This window comes from Parabacteroides sp. PF5-9 (assembly GCF_029893105.1).
GTDB lineage: Bacteria > Bacteroidota > Bacteroidia > Bacteroidales > Tannerellaceae > JARXWG01.
Genome location: NZ_JARXWG010000029.1, coordinates 31097 through 50524, shown reverse-complemented (window position 1 = coordinate 50524; position 19428 = coordinate 31097). Strand labels below are relative to the sequence as shown.

The window sequence follows — 19428 nt, the reverse complement described above, 5'->3', positions numbered from 1 at the left end:
ACATCTTTACCGATAGCTTGCACAAAACCAGTAGTTATAAACTCATCCTTAGTTTCCAACGGAATATATTCCACATCCAAAAAATCCTGAAGAATCAATTCCTTTTTAGGATACTTTATCGAAACATCCACAGTGATAAACTCACCTGTTGATTGGTTATTTTCTTCTCCGCATCCTGCCATAAAAAACAGGATCGTTGTTATAATGGTAAATGATTTTTCATAACAATAGTAGATTTATATGATTTTTTTGTATTATGCATGAGGTATAAATTGCAAATTAGCTTTAGCCCATTATGAATTAGTTGAAATCACTTTGGCTACTTGACAGTTTCTGCCATCAATGATATGGATAATAAATAGAAAAACCAAGTTTTTGAGGTCACAGTTTGGTCACAAGTTATAATTGATCAAAAAATTACGATGAAATCGTTATTTTTTAACGATAGAAAAACAGCAGTATTTGTTGAAAACGTATTTTTATTTTACTTTTTTAAGTTAACGAAATTAAAAATACCAATGAGTCAATAACTGATGTACCAAAGAAATATTCATTTCCCCTCTCTTGTGGAGAGGGGGCAGGGGGAGAGGTGCTCTCCAGTATCAAAATAACACCAAACCGCCCATTTTAGTAACACACAAAAGAGGAAAAAAACACCAAACAGACAAAAAAACAAGGTTTTCCACCCCCTTTTTACGACTCAAAAGCGAGTGTTAAAAAAATCATATTAATGATATCCGACAGTTATCTAAAAGATTTTTAAAATCATGTAGAACACGCGCAACAATGATGCTGATGATTTGCCGGAGAGAATGCGTTCTTTTTCTGTAACAGGCAAAAAACGATAAAAAACAGTCGGAAAATCATCTTTTTTTCACCTGGATGGTGCAAAAAATAGTTGCATTTGAAATAATCATTTTTCCATCAAATAAGTGTTTCGGATTCCAACACTCCGGAAATGATCTACACGGTTTTCGTTTCACGATCAATAAGTGACGGTATAAGATCGACTGGCCTACATTTTGACAACAGCGAACTTCCGGAGAGGAGGATATTTGAAACGATTCCCGGGTCTAAGGGCAACGAAGAGCCTGTTGAAGGGGGTATTTTGACATTTTGTCAATAAGATGATCGATATGGAAAAAGTATCTTAGCTCCTTGCCTGGCCAGGCGAGGGGAACCGCTGCTCTGCTGCGGTGGAGTGGTCGCTTCACATGAACAAATCTGAATATCAGACGAATATAGCATTTTACGAGCAGATACCAACTAGAGTTTTGTTTATTATTTACCACTCTACAACCACTCCACCACCGCAAGCGGCGGTCCCCCTCGCCTGGCCAGGCGAGGAGCTGAGAATGTTTACTTGATATGATCAAAAAATGTGCATAAAGAGTAGAATAAATATGGGATATCATTAACCATTAATCATTCTTTACTCATCCCTTCTTTCCATATCCGTTTCAGCGGCATAAAAAACCGTTCGATCAGTCGCAACTCTTCCGTGACAATCTCTGCCGAAGCTTTCATCTCGTGTGATAAGGGTAAGGTCTTGCCGTAGTTGGTGGTCAACCCTTCCGGGAAGGCGACTTCCACCATATAGTTGTTTTCCGAAGGGACTAATGAGATCGATGCGACCACTCCATTGACTATACCAAACTCCTGATCGGGATAGTTCAAGAAACGGGTGATCACCCGCTGGCCCGTCCTGACCTTTCCCGATCGCTGTACAGGTAAAAGCGCTTTTCCCACTACTGCCTCATCTTCATCCGGCACAACGGTAAATGCATTTTCTCCTGCCCGGATATATTGATTTTCATTCCAATAGGTTGTAAAAGTTACTTTTCCGGCGATCGGAGCCGTCAGGCAATAATTCAGTTCCCAGCCATTGATGCCACTTTGCAACTGTTCGATAGCCACCCGGAGATTCTGCGTCAACACACTTTCTTTCTCCTGTTGTTGCAACCTCAGATCCAACAAGGTCTCTTCCAACTGACCGATTTGTATGTTCAGATTCTGCAATGACGCATTGGTGCCCTCCAACGAATAGCGGCTTTGCAGCCAGGTGGTTCGCGAAGTTTCATGTTCCGACGGTGAAAGCACCTGTCTGACAAACAACAACGAATCGCGTGCATACTGCCGACCGGCAATCTCATGTTGCAACTCCATCACCTGTTGTTGCTGTTTTAAATTAGAGGCGTATACTTTGTATTTTTCAATCTGGTCATTGGTGGAAGTGATCTTCTTCGGATAATAATCCAACGCTTTATAATTGCGGTATTCATATACGCTATTCAAAAAGGAGGCGTAAGCCGACTGGATATCTCCCAGTGAACCACCGATATCGACCAACGGAATGACCGTATCGATCCGGTCTGTTTTTTCCAGGAACTTTTTCAAGTTCAACACCTCCTGGGTATTCGCTGCATTTTCTATAACCGCCAGGATCATGCCCTGCTCCACCGATTGCCCGTCGCCAACCCAAAGTCCGTTGATCTTTCCCGACGAACGAGCCACCACCTGTGCTACCGGCTGAGAACCGGTGAGCGTCATCTCCGTCACAATCACATCGGGATACCTGAAAAAACAACTTCCGATCACCAATATCAAAATAACAACAAACAAGATCGTAATGCCCCATCGCACAATCCAGGCAGGAATCTGCCCCATCACCTCCTGCACTTCTTCGCTTCGTATTTCTATTTCAGATTTCTTCATAGAAATACAATCTTGTTTCTTTTATTCTTCATTTCAATTATTTATCTAAGTCTTACAGAGTTATTCTTTTTTTATATTTCCATTGTCAATTTCAACTGGTAAAGAATCAGCTTCCCAATTCAAGCTGATTCTTTACCAGCTGATAGTATTTTCCTTTCCGCCGCGTCAACTCCTCATGCGTTCCTTCTTCCGCGACTTTCCCTCCATCCAGTACCACGATATGGTCGGCATCCCGTACCGTACTCAGGCGATGAGCCACGACCACGACCGTCTTGCCGATATAAAACTCATGCAAATGAGCCATAATCTCTTTTTCATTATTGGCATCCAACGCATTAGTCGCTTCGTCGAGGAATATATACTCCGGATTTTTATAAACGGCTCGGGCGATCAGTATCCGTTGGCGTTGTCCCTGACTGATACCATTACCTTCCATGCCAATGATTGTATTATACCCCAAAGGCAACGAATCGATAAACTCACGGATATTGGCGACGGTAACCGCATGCAACAACCGCTCTTTGTCGATCGCCTCCACCCCAATGGCGATATTCTTAGCGATCGTATCCGAAAAAATAAACCCATCCTGCATCACACTGCCACTATGTGCACGCCACACATGCGGGTTGATGTATTGTAACCCGATATCCCCCACTTTGATCGTTCCTTTATTCGGCTCATAGAAACCAAGGAGCAGCTTGATCAATGTCGTCTTGCCACTCCCACTGGCTCCTACGATAGCTGTCACTTTACGTGCCGGTATTTCCAGGTTTATACCATCCAATACATAATCGCGATCAGCCCCATCATAGCTAAAGTTCAGGTTCTCGATATACAGTGTCCGGTTTTCCGGAAGGGCTGTTAATTTCGTATCCAGAGTTTGCTCTTCGTCTTCTTTCTGATGAATCTCACCTAAACGTTCCAGGCTGATCTTCGCATCTTGAAAATCACGGGCAAATCCGATAAACTGCTCTACAGGCGCCGATAGTTGTCCGACAATATAGGTGAGCGACATCATCATACCCAGTGTCATATCACCGGAAACAACAGCTCGGGCGGCGAGAAAGGAAATAAGGATGTTGGTGCTTTGGTTAAAAAACGCCGTCCCAAGCTGTTGATATTGTTGTAAGGCTAAGCCTTTTATACTTATTTTAAATAGTTTGACCTGAATACGTTCCCATTGCCAACGTTTCTCGGTCTCGCAATTATTGAGTTTAATCTCCTGCATACCGGTAATCAACTGATACAGGTTGCTCTGCTCACTGGCAGCCTGCGCAAAGCGTTTGATATCCAACTCCCGCCGATACCGCATAAAGGCCAATACCCAGGCGACGTATAATCCATTGCCTAAAAGAAATAATCCCAGTATTTTCAAATCGTAATAGGCCAACACAAAACCAAAAACAATAAAGTTGACAAACGAGAATAAGGTATTGATCGACGAACCGGTCATAAACGCTTCGATCCGGCTATGATCACCGATCCGCTGTATGATATCTCCGACTTTTTTTGTATCGAAAAACCGCAAAGGCAATCGCATCAGTTTAGCCAGAAAGTCCGAGATCAAGGCGATATTAATCCGGGTATTGACATGCAATAAGATCCAGCTACGGATAAAATCGACCGATAACCGGGCAATAAAAATCACCAGTTGAGCAATCAGTATCAACGTAATAAAACTCAGGTTACTGTCACGGATACCGATATCTACCAATGCCTGGGTCAGGAAAGGCATAATTAATTGCAGGATACTGGCTGTTACCATGCCCAGAATCAGCTGAATAAATTCCCGTTTGTAAGGCGTCAGATAACGGAAAAAGAAAGAGAGCCCACGTCTGTTTTGATCTTTATCCTCCTCACTGAAGGTATAAAACATAGGTCCCGGCTCCAACAACAACGTGGTTCCCGCATCATGGTCGCCGACTTTCGTACTTAACCAACAACGCTTAAACTCTTCTTCCCTATATGACACTTGTGTATTGGCCGGATCGGAAATGTAGTATTTATTGTTTTTAATTTTATAAAGCACCACAAAATGGCTCTGGTTCCAATGAAGAATACAAGGTAAAGGTGTCTCTCTTTTCAGTTGATCTAAAGTAATCTTCACCCCAATTGTTCGGAACCCGATCAACTCGGCCGCATCACTGATCCCCAACATCGACACCCCTTCGCGGGTCAGGAACGCCTTCTCCCGGAGATATTGTACCGAATAGGTTCGCCCGTAATACTTCGCGATCATACGAAGACAGGTCGGACCACAATCCATGGCATCCAGTTGTTTATAATGCGGAAAAGATTTTAACATTCATTTTAGCTTCACAATGTTTCACACTCGTTCTAATGATGCTCCGAAAGTATGTAAAACATAAAAAGAAAAAAAGGAATTGAGGTCACAGTTTGGTCACAACTTACTTTAAAGCGATATTTCGCGATGAAATCGTACTTATTTTTTCACTAAAAAGAGAAAAACAGGGGACAAAGACTCTTTTTTCGCCCATTCCTTAACAGAAATTAATATAAAAATCGGCTTATTTGACAAAAAGTGGTCGCACTTCATGTACAATCCGGCCATCCTGAGTCAATCCTTCGATGATAACCGAATAGGTGGTCGAAAAGTCAGAGGTGTAAAATTCAAAAGAAGTTTTTCCGTCTGCAGCAGTCACAAGATCGGGTTTCCAGAAGATTGTTGTGCGTAAATCGGGTTTAATATCAAACTTCTGCTCCTGCGTCTCATAACGGGGAGAATAGAATTCGATCGGTTGCTGATAACCCAACGGCATGATTGTTTTTTGATGATGTATCTCCTTTATGCTTTCCGGGATGCCTTCGCCGCGTTTTGTGGTGATACTGATAACACCATTTACCCCCAATACCCCATAAATTCCACTTTCTGCACCAGCACGAAATATGTCTATACGTTCAATATCATGAACACGGATCATCTCTAAAGGATTTCCCATTTCAGGAGACATATAAACATCATCAATAAAAACAGCACCACCAAATTCAAGATCATTTGGATCTTCTCCTATAGCTTTAACAGTAAATCCGGGGATTCCCGCAAAAGCATCCAACAATGTAGCAGGCTTTTTCTCTTCCAACTCCGTTAACCCGATCGAAATACTGGCCATTTTAGAAAAAACAGAAAAGGGTTCGGGATCTTTCTTTTGTTTACGGGCTACAATATCCACATCCTGCAAATGGATGATACGCATTTCATCATCGAACTTAGAACGTTCAGAAGCTTTCTCCATAAATGTTCCGGTTAGTTCTATAGGGGCATTCTGAACTGTCGCCACAGTATGTGGATCAAATAATAACGCTTTAGGCATTGGAAAAGATTTCTTATTCAATCGCAATTCCACAGAAGAACGTCCATTACTATTCTCTGCACGAAGAAAGAATATAGTGCTGTCGGGAAATTCGAATTCATCAAAAACAAAGCCTCCATCTTCCGAGGTTGTTGTCTCAAATATTTCTCCTGTACTCATCGTCATCATACTAATGGAACTATTTTTTACAGGACGATCAGTTAACTGAGTCGTTACTTTTCCTAATATGGCAAGATTTGTTTCCGGTTTTTGTCGGGGTGATTCGACATTCCCTTTCACTACTTCCGCCACATCATATCTTCGCCAGCCGTGTGTCAACATCAGTAAATCCAATAATTGTGCCGACTTTTCATCATTATTTTGGAAGTAGTAAGCAGGTGATTCAATATATCCTTTCAACTCGGAAGTCAACAACATTGTCGAAAGGATGGATACCGAATGGTCAACTGCCTGATCTTTATCATCGGTGACCGAAACGGAATAATTGCCTGATAACGGAAAACCATCCCTATCAGTAATTAAAAGATTCGCAGTTATTTTATCCCGTATATCATAGTATTCCTTATCCGTTGAAAATGACAATTGAGCCTGATTATCATTCAGACAAAAGACAAGACGTTCGCTTAACGGATTCATTTGTTCATCAAACAGTAAAATATGAATGACCCCCGAAGGAAGATCGTCTTTATGAAAAGTCATAAAAGGGGTGGTTGCTTTCCAGTGGTTGAAATATAATATCTCTCCACGACAATGAAGCAGAATATACATTGAAGAAACATCGTTTACTCCAGTTGCTTTCTGCCGCCCTACTATCAATCGGTCATCTCTGCCATAAGATGCTGTAAGCGCATAAGCATCAGAAAGTGCATCAGGAAGAATAAACTTTTTTTGATTACCATTCAAATCTGCACATTCGACAAAATAACGTTTCCCTTTTCCCGGAATAAATCCAAAAATACCCATCCCGGCATGAAGGGTGTGTAGTGAACTTTGTATATTTCCTTCTTCATCTATTACATTGCCAGAAATATATGCAGAAGATCCATCAGCATTCAACGCTTTAAAAGCCACTTTACATAAAGTACCTTCCAACAGGCTTCCTCCCTCCGGGAAAAACGACACATCAAAGTCCTGAAGCTGTGTCTTCTTTTCCGATTTTAAAGCAACAGCCTGCTTACCTGAAATATCACCGATCCGGATCGACTTTCTGAAGAAATAATCACCATCGGGATTATCCATATAAGAGGTATAGGCACGAACGGTATAATAACCTTCCGGCATGGCTTCGGAAAGGAATATATGCCCGTAATGCATACCCTGTTCCGGGCGCAGCATCACACGGTGGATCAATCCGTCGGACGCATCAAGTAGTTCGACATAAACATACCGGCTTAAATTGCTTGATTGATGGGTAAGTGCATCTGCCAAATAGGCCTTAAACCATATTCGTTCGCCCGGCACATAATAGTCCCGGTCGAGATGCAGGTGAAGCTTCTCCTGGGGATAAACCTCCAACTGACGACGAAAATGGTCGAAAATGGAATTTCCTCTCATTAATATATCCGGCATATTTGTAGAATCGCTCAGAGACACATAATCCGAAGGGAAACTATCCCCCACCCTCATTTTGCCCATATAACCGGAGAACACCACTTTATCTACAGGAGTAATGATACGAAAGTGATCAATAAAAAAAGAATCGGTTTGAAATTGTATCTGTGAACGGTTCTTTCCATACGAAATATCCAGAAATGGAAACTCGGAACTGTCCCCCTTTTCATATTCACTTAATCTGAGCATCTCATCCGCCATATCATAACTCAGTTCCGGTTTGGTGTCTTCCTCAACGTCAAACCGTTTCACCCTCACAAGAGCACCCTCAGGGGTATAACTAACAGAAAAACAGTCATTGACTAATACTCTTTTATTCCTTTTTTTAATCACAAATCCAGACTCTTCCAATGTTCCCAAGTAAAGATTCCTGATAAAATCAGGCACAGAACCTTTATATGTCTTTTCACGGTTGCTGTTGACTACAAGATTGGAGGCTCCATTATCCTGAAAAAAAGAAGTGCCCAGATAAAACGAGCGAATAACTTTTGAGTTTCCCAAGCTATTGTCGCTATACCATACACTAAACTCCTTAAGATCAAACCGGATATGATAACCTAGTTCACTGTTTTCGATCAGAATAGGCACACCAGAAGTTGCTGTCAACTGTTTGGATCGCGAATCATAGATCAGGCGAATATCCTCCTCATTCAGAATACGACTCGTTTTTCCATTTCGAGTTAAGCCTAAAAACTGATCACGAAATGCAGCGAGCTTCTTCTCCCGGCTGTACTTCTCTTTTACGCTGTTTTTAACAATTACCTCTTCTATCTCCGTAATCTTTTCCTTCAAGAACAGGGTATCAGGCATTGCTTGATAAGGGGCGGTCACAATCATTTTTTCATAATTCACATGGCTAATAACCAAAGGAGTGTTGATGCGTACTCCTGATGTCAGCTCAAACTGACCATTTGCATCCGAAATCGTATTGTACGATGTGCCGTCTAAATAGATAGAAGCATTGGAAACAGGTTCTTTCCCAGTTTTATCATAGATATATCCAGTCAATTTCTGCGCTTGTAATAGTGTATGGCTGAACAAGAATATTAGAAGAATGTTGGTAATGTTTTTTTTCATGATCTTAATTAGCATTAGCACATTAAAAGAGCGGTTGTAGTAATCATAGATTAGTAATCACTTCAGCAAATAATAAAGGTGTCAATATTGCACATCACAAACATACAAAATTATTTATATTAATCATCAATAATAATTTCATATTTGCACAGATTCTATTTATATTTTGAAATCAGAACAATATTCTATCTATTAAAAATAAGGAGTCGGCCAAAAGTCCGGCTTTTCTTTGGATGCTTTATACATCGTGCGGCAATCCACACATTTGGCTGAGGCGTAAGTAGGCTCTAAATAATTATAATAGGGATATCCTTTAAATGGATCTCTGGTTATATCACAAACTGGTCCCTTATTAGGATCGGGTTGTTCATAATAGTCTTTACTTTCATCAATATACAATTCCATTTTTGTCGTGGTGGAGACTTCAATATATCCGATAACAGTCATATTCGGATTGGTCAAACATTCAATATTTCCTTTCATCTCAGAAGGGATCGGAGAAAAAAGAGTGCCGGTTAGTTCTACATTCTTTTGCAGATTATTGAGGTAATTAAAACCTTCCTGCCGGAGTAACGTTTGTTGCACCAATATATAATAAAGACGAGATAATTTATCGTCATCCGGTTCTATCTCTGTCAATTTCTTTTGTGAAATAATATTTTCAGAAATTTTCTCCGTTGAGCCTAATAGTAATACTTTGGAATCGTCTTTCCCCCAACAATAATAGGTGTTCGGATATCTAAAGGGGGAAAACAGGAGGAATTCACCATCGATATAACCCGCATTGGCAAATAACAACGCACGAACTTCCCAATGTTCGTTGTACGACCAACGGTAGAATTTTGTTTGATCTTCCGGATCATGGGTCGAAACATAAATATTCACCGGATCACCCGGACTCTTTTTGGTCGAAAACAGACTATCGATCTCGGGGGAATACAATGGCGATAAAAATTCAGATTGGTATTTTTCTCCTATATGTGATATACACAATCGATATTTCCGATCTTTCAACAAATCACCTGTTTGAACAATATAAGTGCCATCTCCCTGACAAACCCCGTCTATCGTTCCTTCATGTTCGATTTCAACATAGACATGAGCGTCGTCAACCATTTCTGCTTCATATAAGGGGGTCGTCAACCCAACACTTTTACTGATTTTAATCACCGATTCCCCATTTGTTATTACCCCATCAATAACAAGCATATCTGCTATCTCATCAATCTCTTTTGCCGTATATTCTTCAATACATCCGGAAAAAAAGATAAAAAAACTATAACTAAACAGATGGATAAAAACTGTTCGCATAATAATCAGTCATAAATATCAGTGTAAACTTATACAAATAAGTTCATTTTATCAATAAGGATTGTTCTGAAAGAGTTCCTCCTTTGTAAAATTCACCACCTCATTCATATCATGTATTGCCTTATTTTGTTGCACTTTCGAGCGAAACATTCCATTTATATCCCTCGGATGTGTCAAATGATACATACAACCCGGAGTGCGATAAATCCGGTAATCCAGACAGAGCCAGCGGTAATGCCGCTCACCGTCTTCCAGGCCCCAGCCATAAAAAGCCTCATTATCCATGCCCGATTCAAGATATTTCGCTGTTTTAACAAACAGTCCACCACCTACCGCTCCAATCACTCCTTCTACCGTATATAACGACATCATTTTTGAGCGGTTCTTCCTAAGGTAATCAAGATCCCGATGAATCATATAATGGCGCCGTAGAATATCCGAAGTATCCAGAAAATCACCATCATAGGGATAGGCCACATCACACTGATCCTGCCTGAGTTGTTGAATAGCATCTATTATTTGAGAGTAGTCTACAATCACATCCACATCCCAGATCCCGACAATATCTGTATGAACTTCCCGAGCCATTATATTCAGGTATTTGGTTTTATAATACACGGGATCCTGATCTTCTATAAAACGATACACAATACGGTCTCCCAGAGCCATTTCAATCAGGCCATTATTGTAGGAAGCTGCTTCCAGTACTACAATATGCGCATCAAAATATTGCAACAAATATTCAATATTCATAATCAGGTTTTCTAACCGAACTACCGTATCCACCCTGACCGGAATAATAAACGTCGTATCCCTCAAATCTATTTTCATAAACACTTATTTTTTAAGTATCAATCAAAGTAATAACGCAATCCTATTTTCAATTATCAATTATCCATTCCTGATTTTTAACAAAATCAGGTAAGCCCCCGGAAATCCATTCAACAACCCCCGATGAATATTATAAAAATATTCACGTTCCATCAACGCATTCCAAGCATCCGATTGAATGATCCGGTTATAGAAGTATTTCGGATCATACTCAATCCGGTAATCAGGATAATTATTGTTGATAGCTTCCAATAGAATGTAGACCATCGCTATTCCGTTACTAATAAATATATGCCGGTCTTTCATCTCATACCGAAAGATCTCATCCAAACTAATTTCTTTATAAAGCATCTGTATATATTGATGCCAGAAACGATCTTTCAGATACGCCGTTAATGACAACAACCCCCATAAAAGATAGAGCCGGTTGCTATGTAATACAGGAAAACGCGACTGGATAGTCAACCGCATTTCATCCAAAACCTTATAAATTCGATCACTGTAGAAGTTTTGTTCCAGTAATTTCGCCGTAACCCATAAAAACAGAGGTAATTGGTAATGATAAACAGAAAATGAAATCGATTCATTCAGAAACTCATCCGTCAGGTTGGCATAGAAAAGATTGAACACTTTAATGATCAATTGCTGAAAAGGATAACGACTATTCTCATCCGGTTGATCAATCATCCGGCAATAGAGGTAATAGATCAGATGCAATAACTCTTCCGGTGAATAATTCGTTTTATTCTCCAGAAAAGCCAGTTTACGGAAAATTGTATTATCAAAATCTTCCAACAGTTCGTTAATATCCCCTTCGACAAATTTCTCCTTTACCAAATAAATCAGTCCCAACCCTATACCGGCCAACCCTTCTTCTACATTGATCGACTGATTGAAAGAAAGACCATTTTCAATGATTTGATCCAACATCTCTTCCGCAACAGACTGATACGGCGAATGATGCTCCAAACGAGACAACTGATAGAAGTAAATGCATAGACCCATTTTTCCATGAGCCAGTCCCACAGGATAAGTCTTATCGAGTGAAGATAACAAACGTTGGTTGAGGACTTCAAAATGTGTTTTCATAATAATCAGTCATAAATATCAGTGTAGGCTTATAAGCATAAAAATATATTCATCTTCTTCACCCAGATTATCATATAACTCTTTTAATTTTCCTTTTAGTTTATTGGCTTTTGCTGCTTCATGTAATTCTTTAATCGTATAACTCACAACACCACTCCAGGATTCTTCATGACAACTCACATTAAAAGGATCAATGATTACCGGTTTATCCCCTAAATCAGTATTTCTAATTTGTTGTCGAAAAATATCACCACTTCTTTTTTCAACCAGATAACCTGTTTTTGGGAATAACTCACTTTGATCACGAATGTATTCTTTTTTTTGCGTAGAAAAAAAGATAAAATCATTCGTTTCTACCCAACTATGCAAAAAGATCATTGGATCGGTTTGCTCAATCGAAGGACGACGCACCAATGCCGGAGTTAAGACCCTATCTTGAGTATATCGATAAACCGTATCAGCTGAATAGTTCGTTAGTATATACTCTTTTTTGTTTTTAACAAGATTGATCGACGGCATATAAAACGTGATCGCATCGATCGTTCCAAAGTCAGATTTGAAATCATTCACTCCCAACCTGTGCTGGCTCGTATCCTCTTCTTTTATTCTATCAATTTCCTCTTTGATACTTCCGTCTATTTTATGTATAAGAAAAAAAGGAGTTGTCCTGTCATCACTAAAGGCAAGTAAAGTCTGTTTATCAAATTCTGACATTCGATTGATCGTTAAATCCTTTTCCGTAGGAATTGTTCGCTGATAATTTCCATTTCGGTCATAAACACGAATGCCAATACCTCTACAACTCAAGTAAAGGTTCTCTTCCTGTTCATTGTAAAAGAAGCTATTCACCCCCATATACTCCTCCGGTCCATTGCCTCGACGGTCCACCTTACTCATGATCTTACCTTCTTTATCAAAGAATAAGAACTTTTCATTGACTACATCTTTAATAATTAAATAATCTTTTGATGTAGTTGCCTGAAAAGCCTTAAACAAAAAATCCGAATGTACCTCCGGAACGATATAATGGACATTGGCTATATCGTTAAGAGCGATAGATTTTACCGGATAATCATGAGAAACGTCAAACATTGTCAAATGTTTGCTTGATGGAGTTTCTGAACAACTCATCAAGAACACACAGACACTAATCAATAAAATATATTTCATGGTTCTATATATTAGGTTATCATTTAAACCGCAACATGACCAATACATCATTCTCATTTTCTTCCTCCATTTGCTCCACAAAGGACTTTAGCTCACCACTTAACCGGCCGGCGTCATAGGCTTCACGTAATTCATCTACAGTAAATGTGAGTAGACCTTCGTTTGCGTTTTGAATACATTGAACTGTATTTCGGTTTATGGTCATTTCTTTCCCCTTAAAATCTTTCATTGTTATGACAGGCGTGAATACCGCTCCACTTTTTTTGTCACGAACTAAATGCGTTGTCAATAAAGGCCCCGGTAGTTTAACTCTTAAAGTCTGCAATTCTATAAACTGATAGTTACCCCGATCGACTACTGTATTGATATAAATTCCAGGATTCAGCGATTTGACAGAAGGTGTTTGTACCATATAAGGCACTAAGGTATGATCTCTCTTATATAAATAAACAGTATCTGTTTCATGATTATGAAGCAGTAATCCTTCCTGATGTCTGATGAGATGATAGGTTCTTCCTACTATTTTTCGCGGACTGCCACTGGACTCATCCAATACAGTCAGATCAACACCAAAGAAGTCTTCCGGTACTTTTATATATTCTTCAACATGGCCATCCAAAACGGATAACCTGATAAAAGACGATTCATGTTCATTGATTACTTCTTGGCGTTCTTCAATATCTTCATGCAAACGCATATGTCGCATATTGGCTTTGCTCTTCAAATTCATATCGAACAAAACGATCGACCGGTCATCCAATAAAGCGTAATCATTCATCACAAAACTCTCCGGTGGAAGTGAAAACACTCTTTTATATTCTCCGGAGGAGTTATATACCCGAATCTTATTCCTCTCATGCACAAACAACTCATCCTTCTCTTCGTCGTATATAAAAGTAAACAACTGACTATATTCTTCCGGACCTCCTCCCTTACGATTAAATTTATGTTTCGGCTTGCCATCACGGGTAAAAAAGAGAATATCACCCGATCGAGGGTCACTGCCAATCAAATAAGTAGAAGATATTGCACCGATATTACCACGGAAAAGGAACTTTTCATCCCTGTCGTCTAACTGAAGATAGGTAATGTCTGCTATTTCTTCTAAACGGATATCCCTTTCAGTATATAATTTTGCAACATCAAGAGCTATCACTTGAGAGTCATCCAATGTATTAATACATCCAGACAACAAACTGCCAAGAAAAAGAGATAAGAACAGACTTCGTATTTTCATGTTATAAATTTTATTAAAGATACAACTAACTCTTTATTATTATCCATCTATTTTAGCTTCTATCAAACCAGCTTAAAAAACAACCCGCATTTTGGCAACACTATTATTCATACATCATTTAATTTTAGCGATGCACAAGATCGGGTTATCATCTTCTTTTAAATCGGGAAAACGTAATAAAAAATCTTCACTCGCTTGTTCATATAATATATACGCTGGTATCGGAATAACGATCCAACCATCTTCTAATGCATACATTTTTAAAGGTTTCCATTTAAAACCCGGATCAAAAACAATTTCATTAAACAATACAGGTTTTAAGTTACTCTTGTCTATTAACGCATAATGTTCATGAACTCCTGTCCCTCCATTGAATTGAAGCAGTATAGAAATACTCCCTTCTGCATAAAAATTAATATTATCGATATAACCTTCTTTCAAGCGCTCATTGTTCAACTCATAACCGGTCATATTTTGTTGTTCCCAAAATCCTACCGGAGGTGTTTTTCCATCAATATCAACGATATATCTAACAGCAGCGCTATCTTTTGTTATTTCATAGATAAGATTATTTTGTGGCTCATTAAACAATAATTTACCCTCGTAGCGAGGAAAACAGTCATGCATACCATAAGTAAACCGACGTCTTGATACAGGCCAATAAGAATCTATCAACTCATATGTATTTCGATTAAAAATATAGAATTTAAATTTGTTGTTGTAGTCTGCTTTTGCCACAAGTAGTGTATCATTCAGATATGTAATATCCAAAATGGATATATCTTTTAACCTAAACCTATCTAGAAAAACTCCATCATTGGAATAAGACACAATACTTTGAGACAAACGATCATTGATAGAGATTGTACCATCTTTCCATATCATAAAATTATAAAGAGACAAATAGGTATCAGCACCTTCGCCATATCGGTTGATCTTTTTTACAAATTTACCATTAGCGTCAAACACAGAAATAGTTTTGAGTTCTCCAATATAAATACAGTTATCATATGTTAGTATCTTTGAGAAATTCTCAATTTTATCTAATAACAAGGTGTCATTTGTCTCCAAACTAACAAATCGACAGGATTCAAACAAATCAGTCAGTGTTAATGTCGATTTCTCGGATGACAATGTAATAAAAATAGTATCATTGTTAATATTTGTCTTGTCACAAGACAAGAATGCGTAGACAACGAATAACGAATAGAAAAATATTTTTTTCATGGTTTTATATTAAGTTATCATTTAAACCGCAACATGACCAATACATCATTCTCATTTTCTTCCTCCATCTGCTCCACAAAGGATTTTAGTTCACCACTTAACCGGCCGGCGTCATAGGCTTCACGCAGTTCATCTACCGTAAATGTGAGTAGACCTTCATTTGCATTCTGAAAAGGTCTAACCGTTCTGTGATCAATGACAATATCTTTTCCTGCAAAATCAGACAAAATAATTTTAGAAGCATAGACCGAACCGTCTTTTTTGTCACGAACAAGAGATGTTGATTGTAACAAACCGGATGGCTGCACTTTTAACGTTTGTAACTCTATAAATTGATATTCTCCACGATCGACTACCGAATTGATATAGACACTCGGGTTCAGGCTTTTCAGTGATGGTTTTTGTACGATAAAAGGCGTTAATGTATGATCCTGTTTATATAAATAAACTGTATCAGTCTCCTGATTATGCAACAGTAAACCGTCTGTATGATAGATGATACGTGGAGTCGTTCCTATGCGTGGTTGATTCTTTTCATCGTATGCAATCAAGCTTACATTAAAAAAATCTTCTGCAACATCAATGTATTCTTGAATATGTCCATCAGAGCCTGATATCCGAAGAAAAGAGGAGAGATGTTCAGCTTTCAATTTTTCCTGTTCTTCCAGACTTACAGGATCTCTAAAACGCTGATGAGCCAGATTTGCTGTAGCCTGAACACGTGCATCTAAAAGAATAATCGATCGATCATTTAAGAACGCATAATCATTTATCCATATTTGTTCAGGAAACGGAAAAAGTTGTTTATACTCTCCGGCAGATGAATAAATCCGGATTTTATTCATTTCATGAACATATAATTCATCTCTCGCTTCATCATAAAGAAATCTGAAAAGTTGATTATATTCGCCTGGTCCTTTTCCTTTTCGGTTAAATTTATGATCCGGCTTCCCCTCCTTTGTAAAAAAAAGGATATCACCATTCATATAATTGGCTATTACAAGATGATTAGACCCTATTACACCGACACCGCCACGGAAAAGATACTCCTTATTACGATCGTCTAATTGCAAATAAGTGATATCTGCCATATCTTCCAGATTAATCCTCTTTTCAGGATATGATTTTGTGACATCCAAAACAATCAGATCCGATTCTCCTGACGGAACAGAACATCCATACAAAACGAAGCAAAGACTGATCAATAAACGATGTAGTGTTTTCATAAAAGAGACATTCTATGATTAGTTTTTTAGCTGCATAATAAAAACAACTGGATTATCATCGACTGTTCGGTCTGGAAAACAAGATTCAAGTTCTTCACTGGTTTTGTAGTAGTAAAAAAAATCATTTGATAAGTCCATTGACTCAATATGAGATATCCAACCAGTACCAAACAGATCATCCATTATACCCTGTTTTGCCCAATACCCTTGCTGTTCGTTTTTATCATAGAGATACAAACCGTATCCTCTTCGTTCTTCTGTATACTCAAAATAAGGCGAAAAGATAAAACGTTGTGACACCTGTATAGGTGACAATGTTATCGGATAGCCAACCATCATCGGATGCCCTATTTCTGTATAATTCAAATTACCGTAATCTATCATTATGACAGGTTTCATTGCTTTATCCTGCAACAAGTATAATGTATCTCTGAGAATCTTGTCTCTTTTTGTTGTCGGAGTATGTACATATTGACAATTGTCAACAATGGAAATTTCATCCGAATAATCATATGACACAAAACCTTTAGCCCCTTCATAAGAAGTAAGAAGCAGACTATCAATTAGTCCAAAATCCTTATCATACTTTAAAACCCATTTATTAATCATTACAACATCATCTACATTTTGAAAGGTCTGTGCTTTAACCCAAAAAAAGAAATCAAAATATGAAATAGACAAGCATTGCTTGGACTTATCTAATACCTCTTTCCGGACAAACCGGCCATCATAAGTAAAAAAAAGAACAGTTTGTTGTGGAGTCCAAACTACTAACTCTTTTTTATTTGTATCTAAAGTAAAACCATTTACTATTACATCTTCCGGGCCATCACCCCTTCGAGTTAATTGTTTTATAAAAGACCCATTCATATTGAATAGAAATATCTCTTGTTGATTTAGAACAAACATTAAATCATCATCTACTTTCACTTTTAACGTTTGATCCAACAGACAATTTTCATTTGTTTCAAGAGGAACAACCACCACATTTTCCACAATAGAAGATAAGTTGCAACCATTTTTTGCACTACTAACAGATAGTGTAACAAAATCTGCTTCCTGTTTGCAAGATAGCAAAACCAATAAAACAACGATTATTTGGGCAACATTATTATTCATACATCATTTAAAATGTAACAACGAATCGATTATTTTTTTAATACGCCTATATACAAAGTTGGATTAGCTTCATCACCGAGCCTTTCATTATTCAGATTCGTATGGAAATAATAAAATCGTTCTGTATCCATGTCTAAAGGACGAATCCGAACTCTTTCTCCTGTATATAAATCATCTATATATCCATTTCTTTGGTGATAGCTTTTATTCGTTTTAGTATCATAACAAGAGTAATAGTTTACAAATCCTTCCATTTGATCCGAGTTATGGTAATGTGAAAAAACATATCGAGTGCTTCTGTATAATTTATGAATAAATCTATTTTCAGTTTTTCCATCACTGAAAACGATCCTCAAATGAGGATGTAATTGATTTTTGTTTAATTGATATAATGTATCTCGAAGAACTGGATCCAACATAAAAACAGGGTAATACAAGTAAGTATGCTCTCCACTCACAGTCATATAATTTTTATTCGTGCTCGCAATCCCCAACATTTTATCAAAATAGTTCTTATATATCCCTATACTATCTTCTATTCTCCCTTCATTATTGTACTTGTATACTATTGCTTCATTAAAATATTTCCCTCCATTATCCTCTTGTCCAACTACGGTCGTAATGAGCATTAGTTGATTATCAATATAATTAAGATATTTTGAGAATCCCAAACAAGGAACTTCCCGAAGAAAGTTCCCCTCAAAATCATATGTCAGTAGTTTTGAGTCAGTCGCTACATATATTCGTTTATTTAGGATATCTGCTGTGATATCTGATATTTGTGTAAATTCTCCAGGCCCTGATCCTTTAGAGCCTATAGATGAGATAAATTTACCATAAGAATCAAACAATAATATTTGGTTCTTATGCCCATCCAATAAAATGATGTAATCATCAAAAACAAATACCCGCTCCTGTTGAGTCAAATTCCCAATAATACTTTTTTCGGTCAATTCTAACTCTACCGTTTGTAAGTCATCCACAATTTCTGACAGCAACAACGCATTGTCCTGCTCAACATCTACCAAAACAGTCAAAAAATCCAACTCTTTTTTATTGTTACACGATACTCCTATAAAAGAGATCAATAAAAACATTATAGTTCTATTCATTTATAACTATTTTTTCAAAATCAACCATTTGTCCTTAAAACATTATATTTCAAGGACAAATGAACACAAAAATCACGGAAGGAAACAGCCACCCATTCCTCCAGGACATATACGGGAAAGAGCATCATACGGATCACCGTAAACATCAAAACAGTTACTATTACTTCCCATTCCACAACAACACCTATGAGAACCTCCAACAAGATTTTTCATTTCATCTTTTTTCAATACTTCTACATTCTTCAAATTAAGTTTATTTAACTTTTTCATTTTAATGAATTTTTAATTATACAAATTTAATTTTCTGTAGTTCTCCCCAGCAAGTAGCTAAGTTGCCGTTATTGCACACTACAAACATACAATAATATCTA

14 protein-coding genes are annotated in these 19428 nt (G+C 38.0%); all 14 read right to left on the bottom strand.

What is annotated here, in order from left to right; all coding sequences use genetic code 11:
* On the bottom strand, positions 1 to 182 hold a 182-nt coding region (locus tag M2135_RS14120; RefSeq protein ID WP_280749169.1), incomplete at its 3' end, for a 6-bladed beta-propeller.
* Positions 183 to 1425: 1243 nt separating this feature from the next.
* The gene (locus M2135_RS14115) at positions 1426 to 2715 is read right to left on the bottom strand and encodes an HlyD family efflux transporter periplasmic adaptor subunit (protein WP_280749168.1); all 1290 of its coding nucleotides are present in this window, start codon (positions 2713 to 2715) and stop codon (positions 1426 to 1428) included.
* Between the two features lie 106 nt (positions 2716 to 2821).
* Positions 2822 to 5020 (bottom strand): peptidase domain-containing ABC transporter, encoded by a 2199-nt coding sequence (locus M2135_RS14110; protein ID WP_280749167.1) that lies wholly within the window; start codon positions 5018 to 5020, stop codon positions 2822 to 2824.
* Positions 5021 to 5243: 223 nt separating this feature from the next.
* Positions 5244 to 8735 carry a carboxypeptidase-like regulatory domain-containing protein gene (locus M2135_RS14105; protein ID WP_280749166.1) on the bottom strand — a complete coding sequence of 1164 codons (3492 nt, stop codon included), beginning with the start codon at positions 8733 to 8735 and terminating at the stop codon, positions 5244 to 5246.
* A 192-nt stretch (positions 8736 to 8927) separates the two neighbouring features.
* Complete coding sequence (locus tag M2135_RS14100; RefSeq protein ID WP_280749165.1) at positions 8928 to 10046, bottom strand: DUF4249 domain-containing protein; 1119 nt, start codon at positions 10044 to 10046, stop codon at positions 8928 to 8930.
* 51 nt (positions 10047 to 10097) lie between these two features.
* Positions 10098 to 10877 (bottom strand): galactosyltransferase-related protein, encoded by a 780-nt coding sequence (locus tag M2135_RS14095; protein ID WP_280749164.1) that lies wholly within the window; start codon positions 10875 to 10877, stop codon positions 10098 to 10100.
* 60 nt (positions 10878 to 10937) lie between these two features.
* Positions 10938 to 11966 carry a hypothetical protein gene (locus tag M2135_RS14090; protein ID WP_280749163.1) on the bottom strand — a complete coding sequence of 343 codons (1029 nt, stop codon included), beginning with the start codon at positions 11964 to 11966 and terminating at the stop codon, positions 10938 to 10940.
* An 18-nt stretch (positions 11967 to 11984) separates the two neighbouring features.
* On the bottom strand, positions 11985 to 13136 hold the full coding sequence (locus M2135_RS14085; RefSeq protein WP_280749162.1) for a 6-bladed beta-propeller: 1152 nt from the start codon (positions 13134 to 13136) through the stop codon (positions 11985 to 11987).
* Between the two features lie 19 nt (positions 13137 to 13155).
* The gene (locus M2135_RS14080) at positions 13156 to 14373 is read right to left on the bottom strand and encodes a 6-bladed beta-propeller (protein WP_280749161.1); all 1218 of its coding nucleotides are present in this window, start codon (positions 14371 to 14373) and stop codon (positions 13156 to 13158) included.
* A 114-nt stretch (positions 14374 to 14487) separates the two neighbouring features.
* The gene (locus tag M2135_RS14075; protein WP_280749160.1) at positions 14488 to 15600 is read right to left on the bottom strand and encodes a 6-bladed beta-propeller; all 1113 of its coding nucleotides are present in this window, start codon (positions 15598 to 15600) and stop codon (positions 14488 to 14490) included.
* Positions 15601 to 15617: 17 nt separating this feature from the next.
* Positions 15618 to 16826 (bottom strand): 6-bladed beta-propeller, encoded by a 1209-nt coding sequence (locus tag M2135_RS14070; RefSeq protein WP_280749159.1) that lies wholly within the window; start codon positions 16824 to 16826, stop codon positions 15618 to 15620.
* An 18-nt stretch (positions 16827 to 16844) separates the two neighbouring features.
* Positions 16845 to 17945, bottom strand: coding sequence for a 6-bladed beta-propeller (locus M2135_RS14065; RefSeq protein WP_280749158.1), 1101 nt, complete (start codon positions 17943 to 17945; stop codon positions 16845 to 16847).
* A gap of 29 nt (positions 17946 to 17974) precedes the next feature.
* Positions 17975 to 19057, bottom strand: a complete 1083-nt coding sequence (locus tag M2135_RS14060) for a 6-bladed beta-propeller (RefSeq protein ID WP_280749157.1) — start codon at positions 19055 to 19057, stop codon at positions 17975 to 17977.
* A gap of 72 nt (positions 19058 to 19129) precedes the next feature.
* A complete protein-coding gene (locus M2135_RS14055) occupies positions 19130 to 19327 on the bottom strand; it encodes a TIGR04149 family rSAM-modified RiPP (RefSeq protein WP_280749156.1) in 198 nt (65 codons plus the stop codon).
* Positions 19328 to 19428 lie beyond the last annotated feature (101 nt).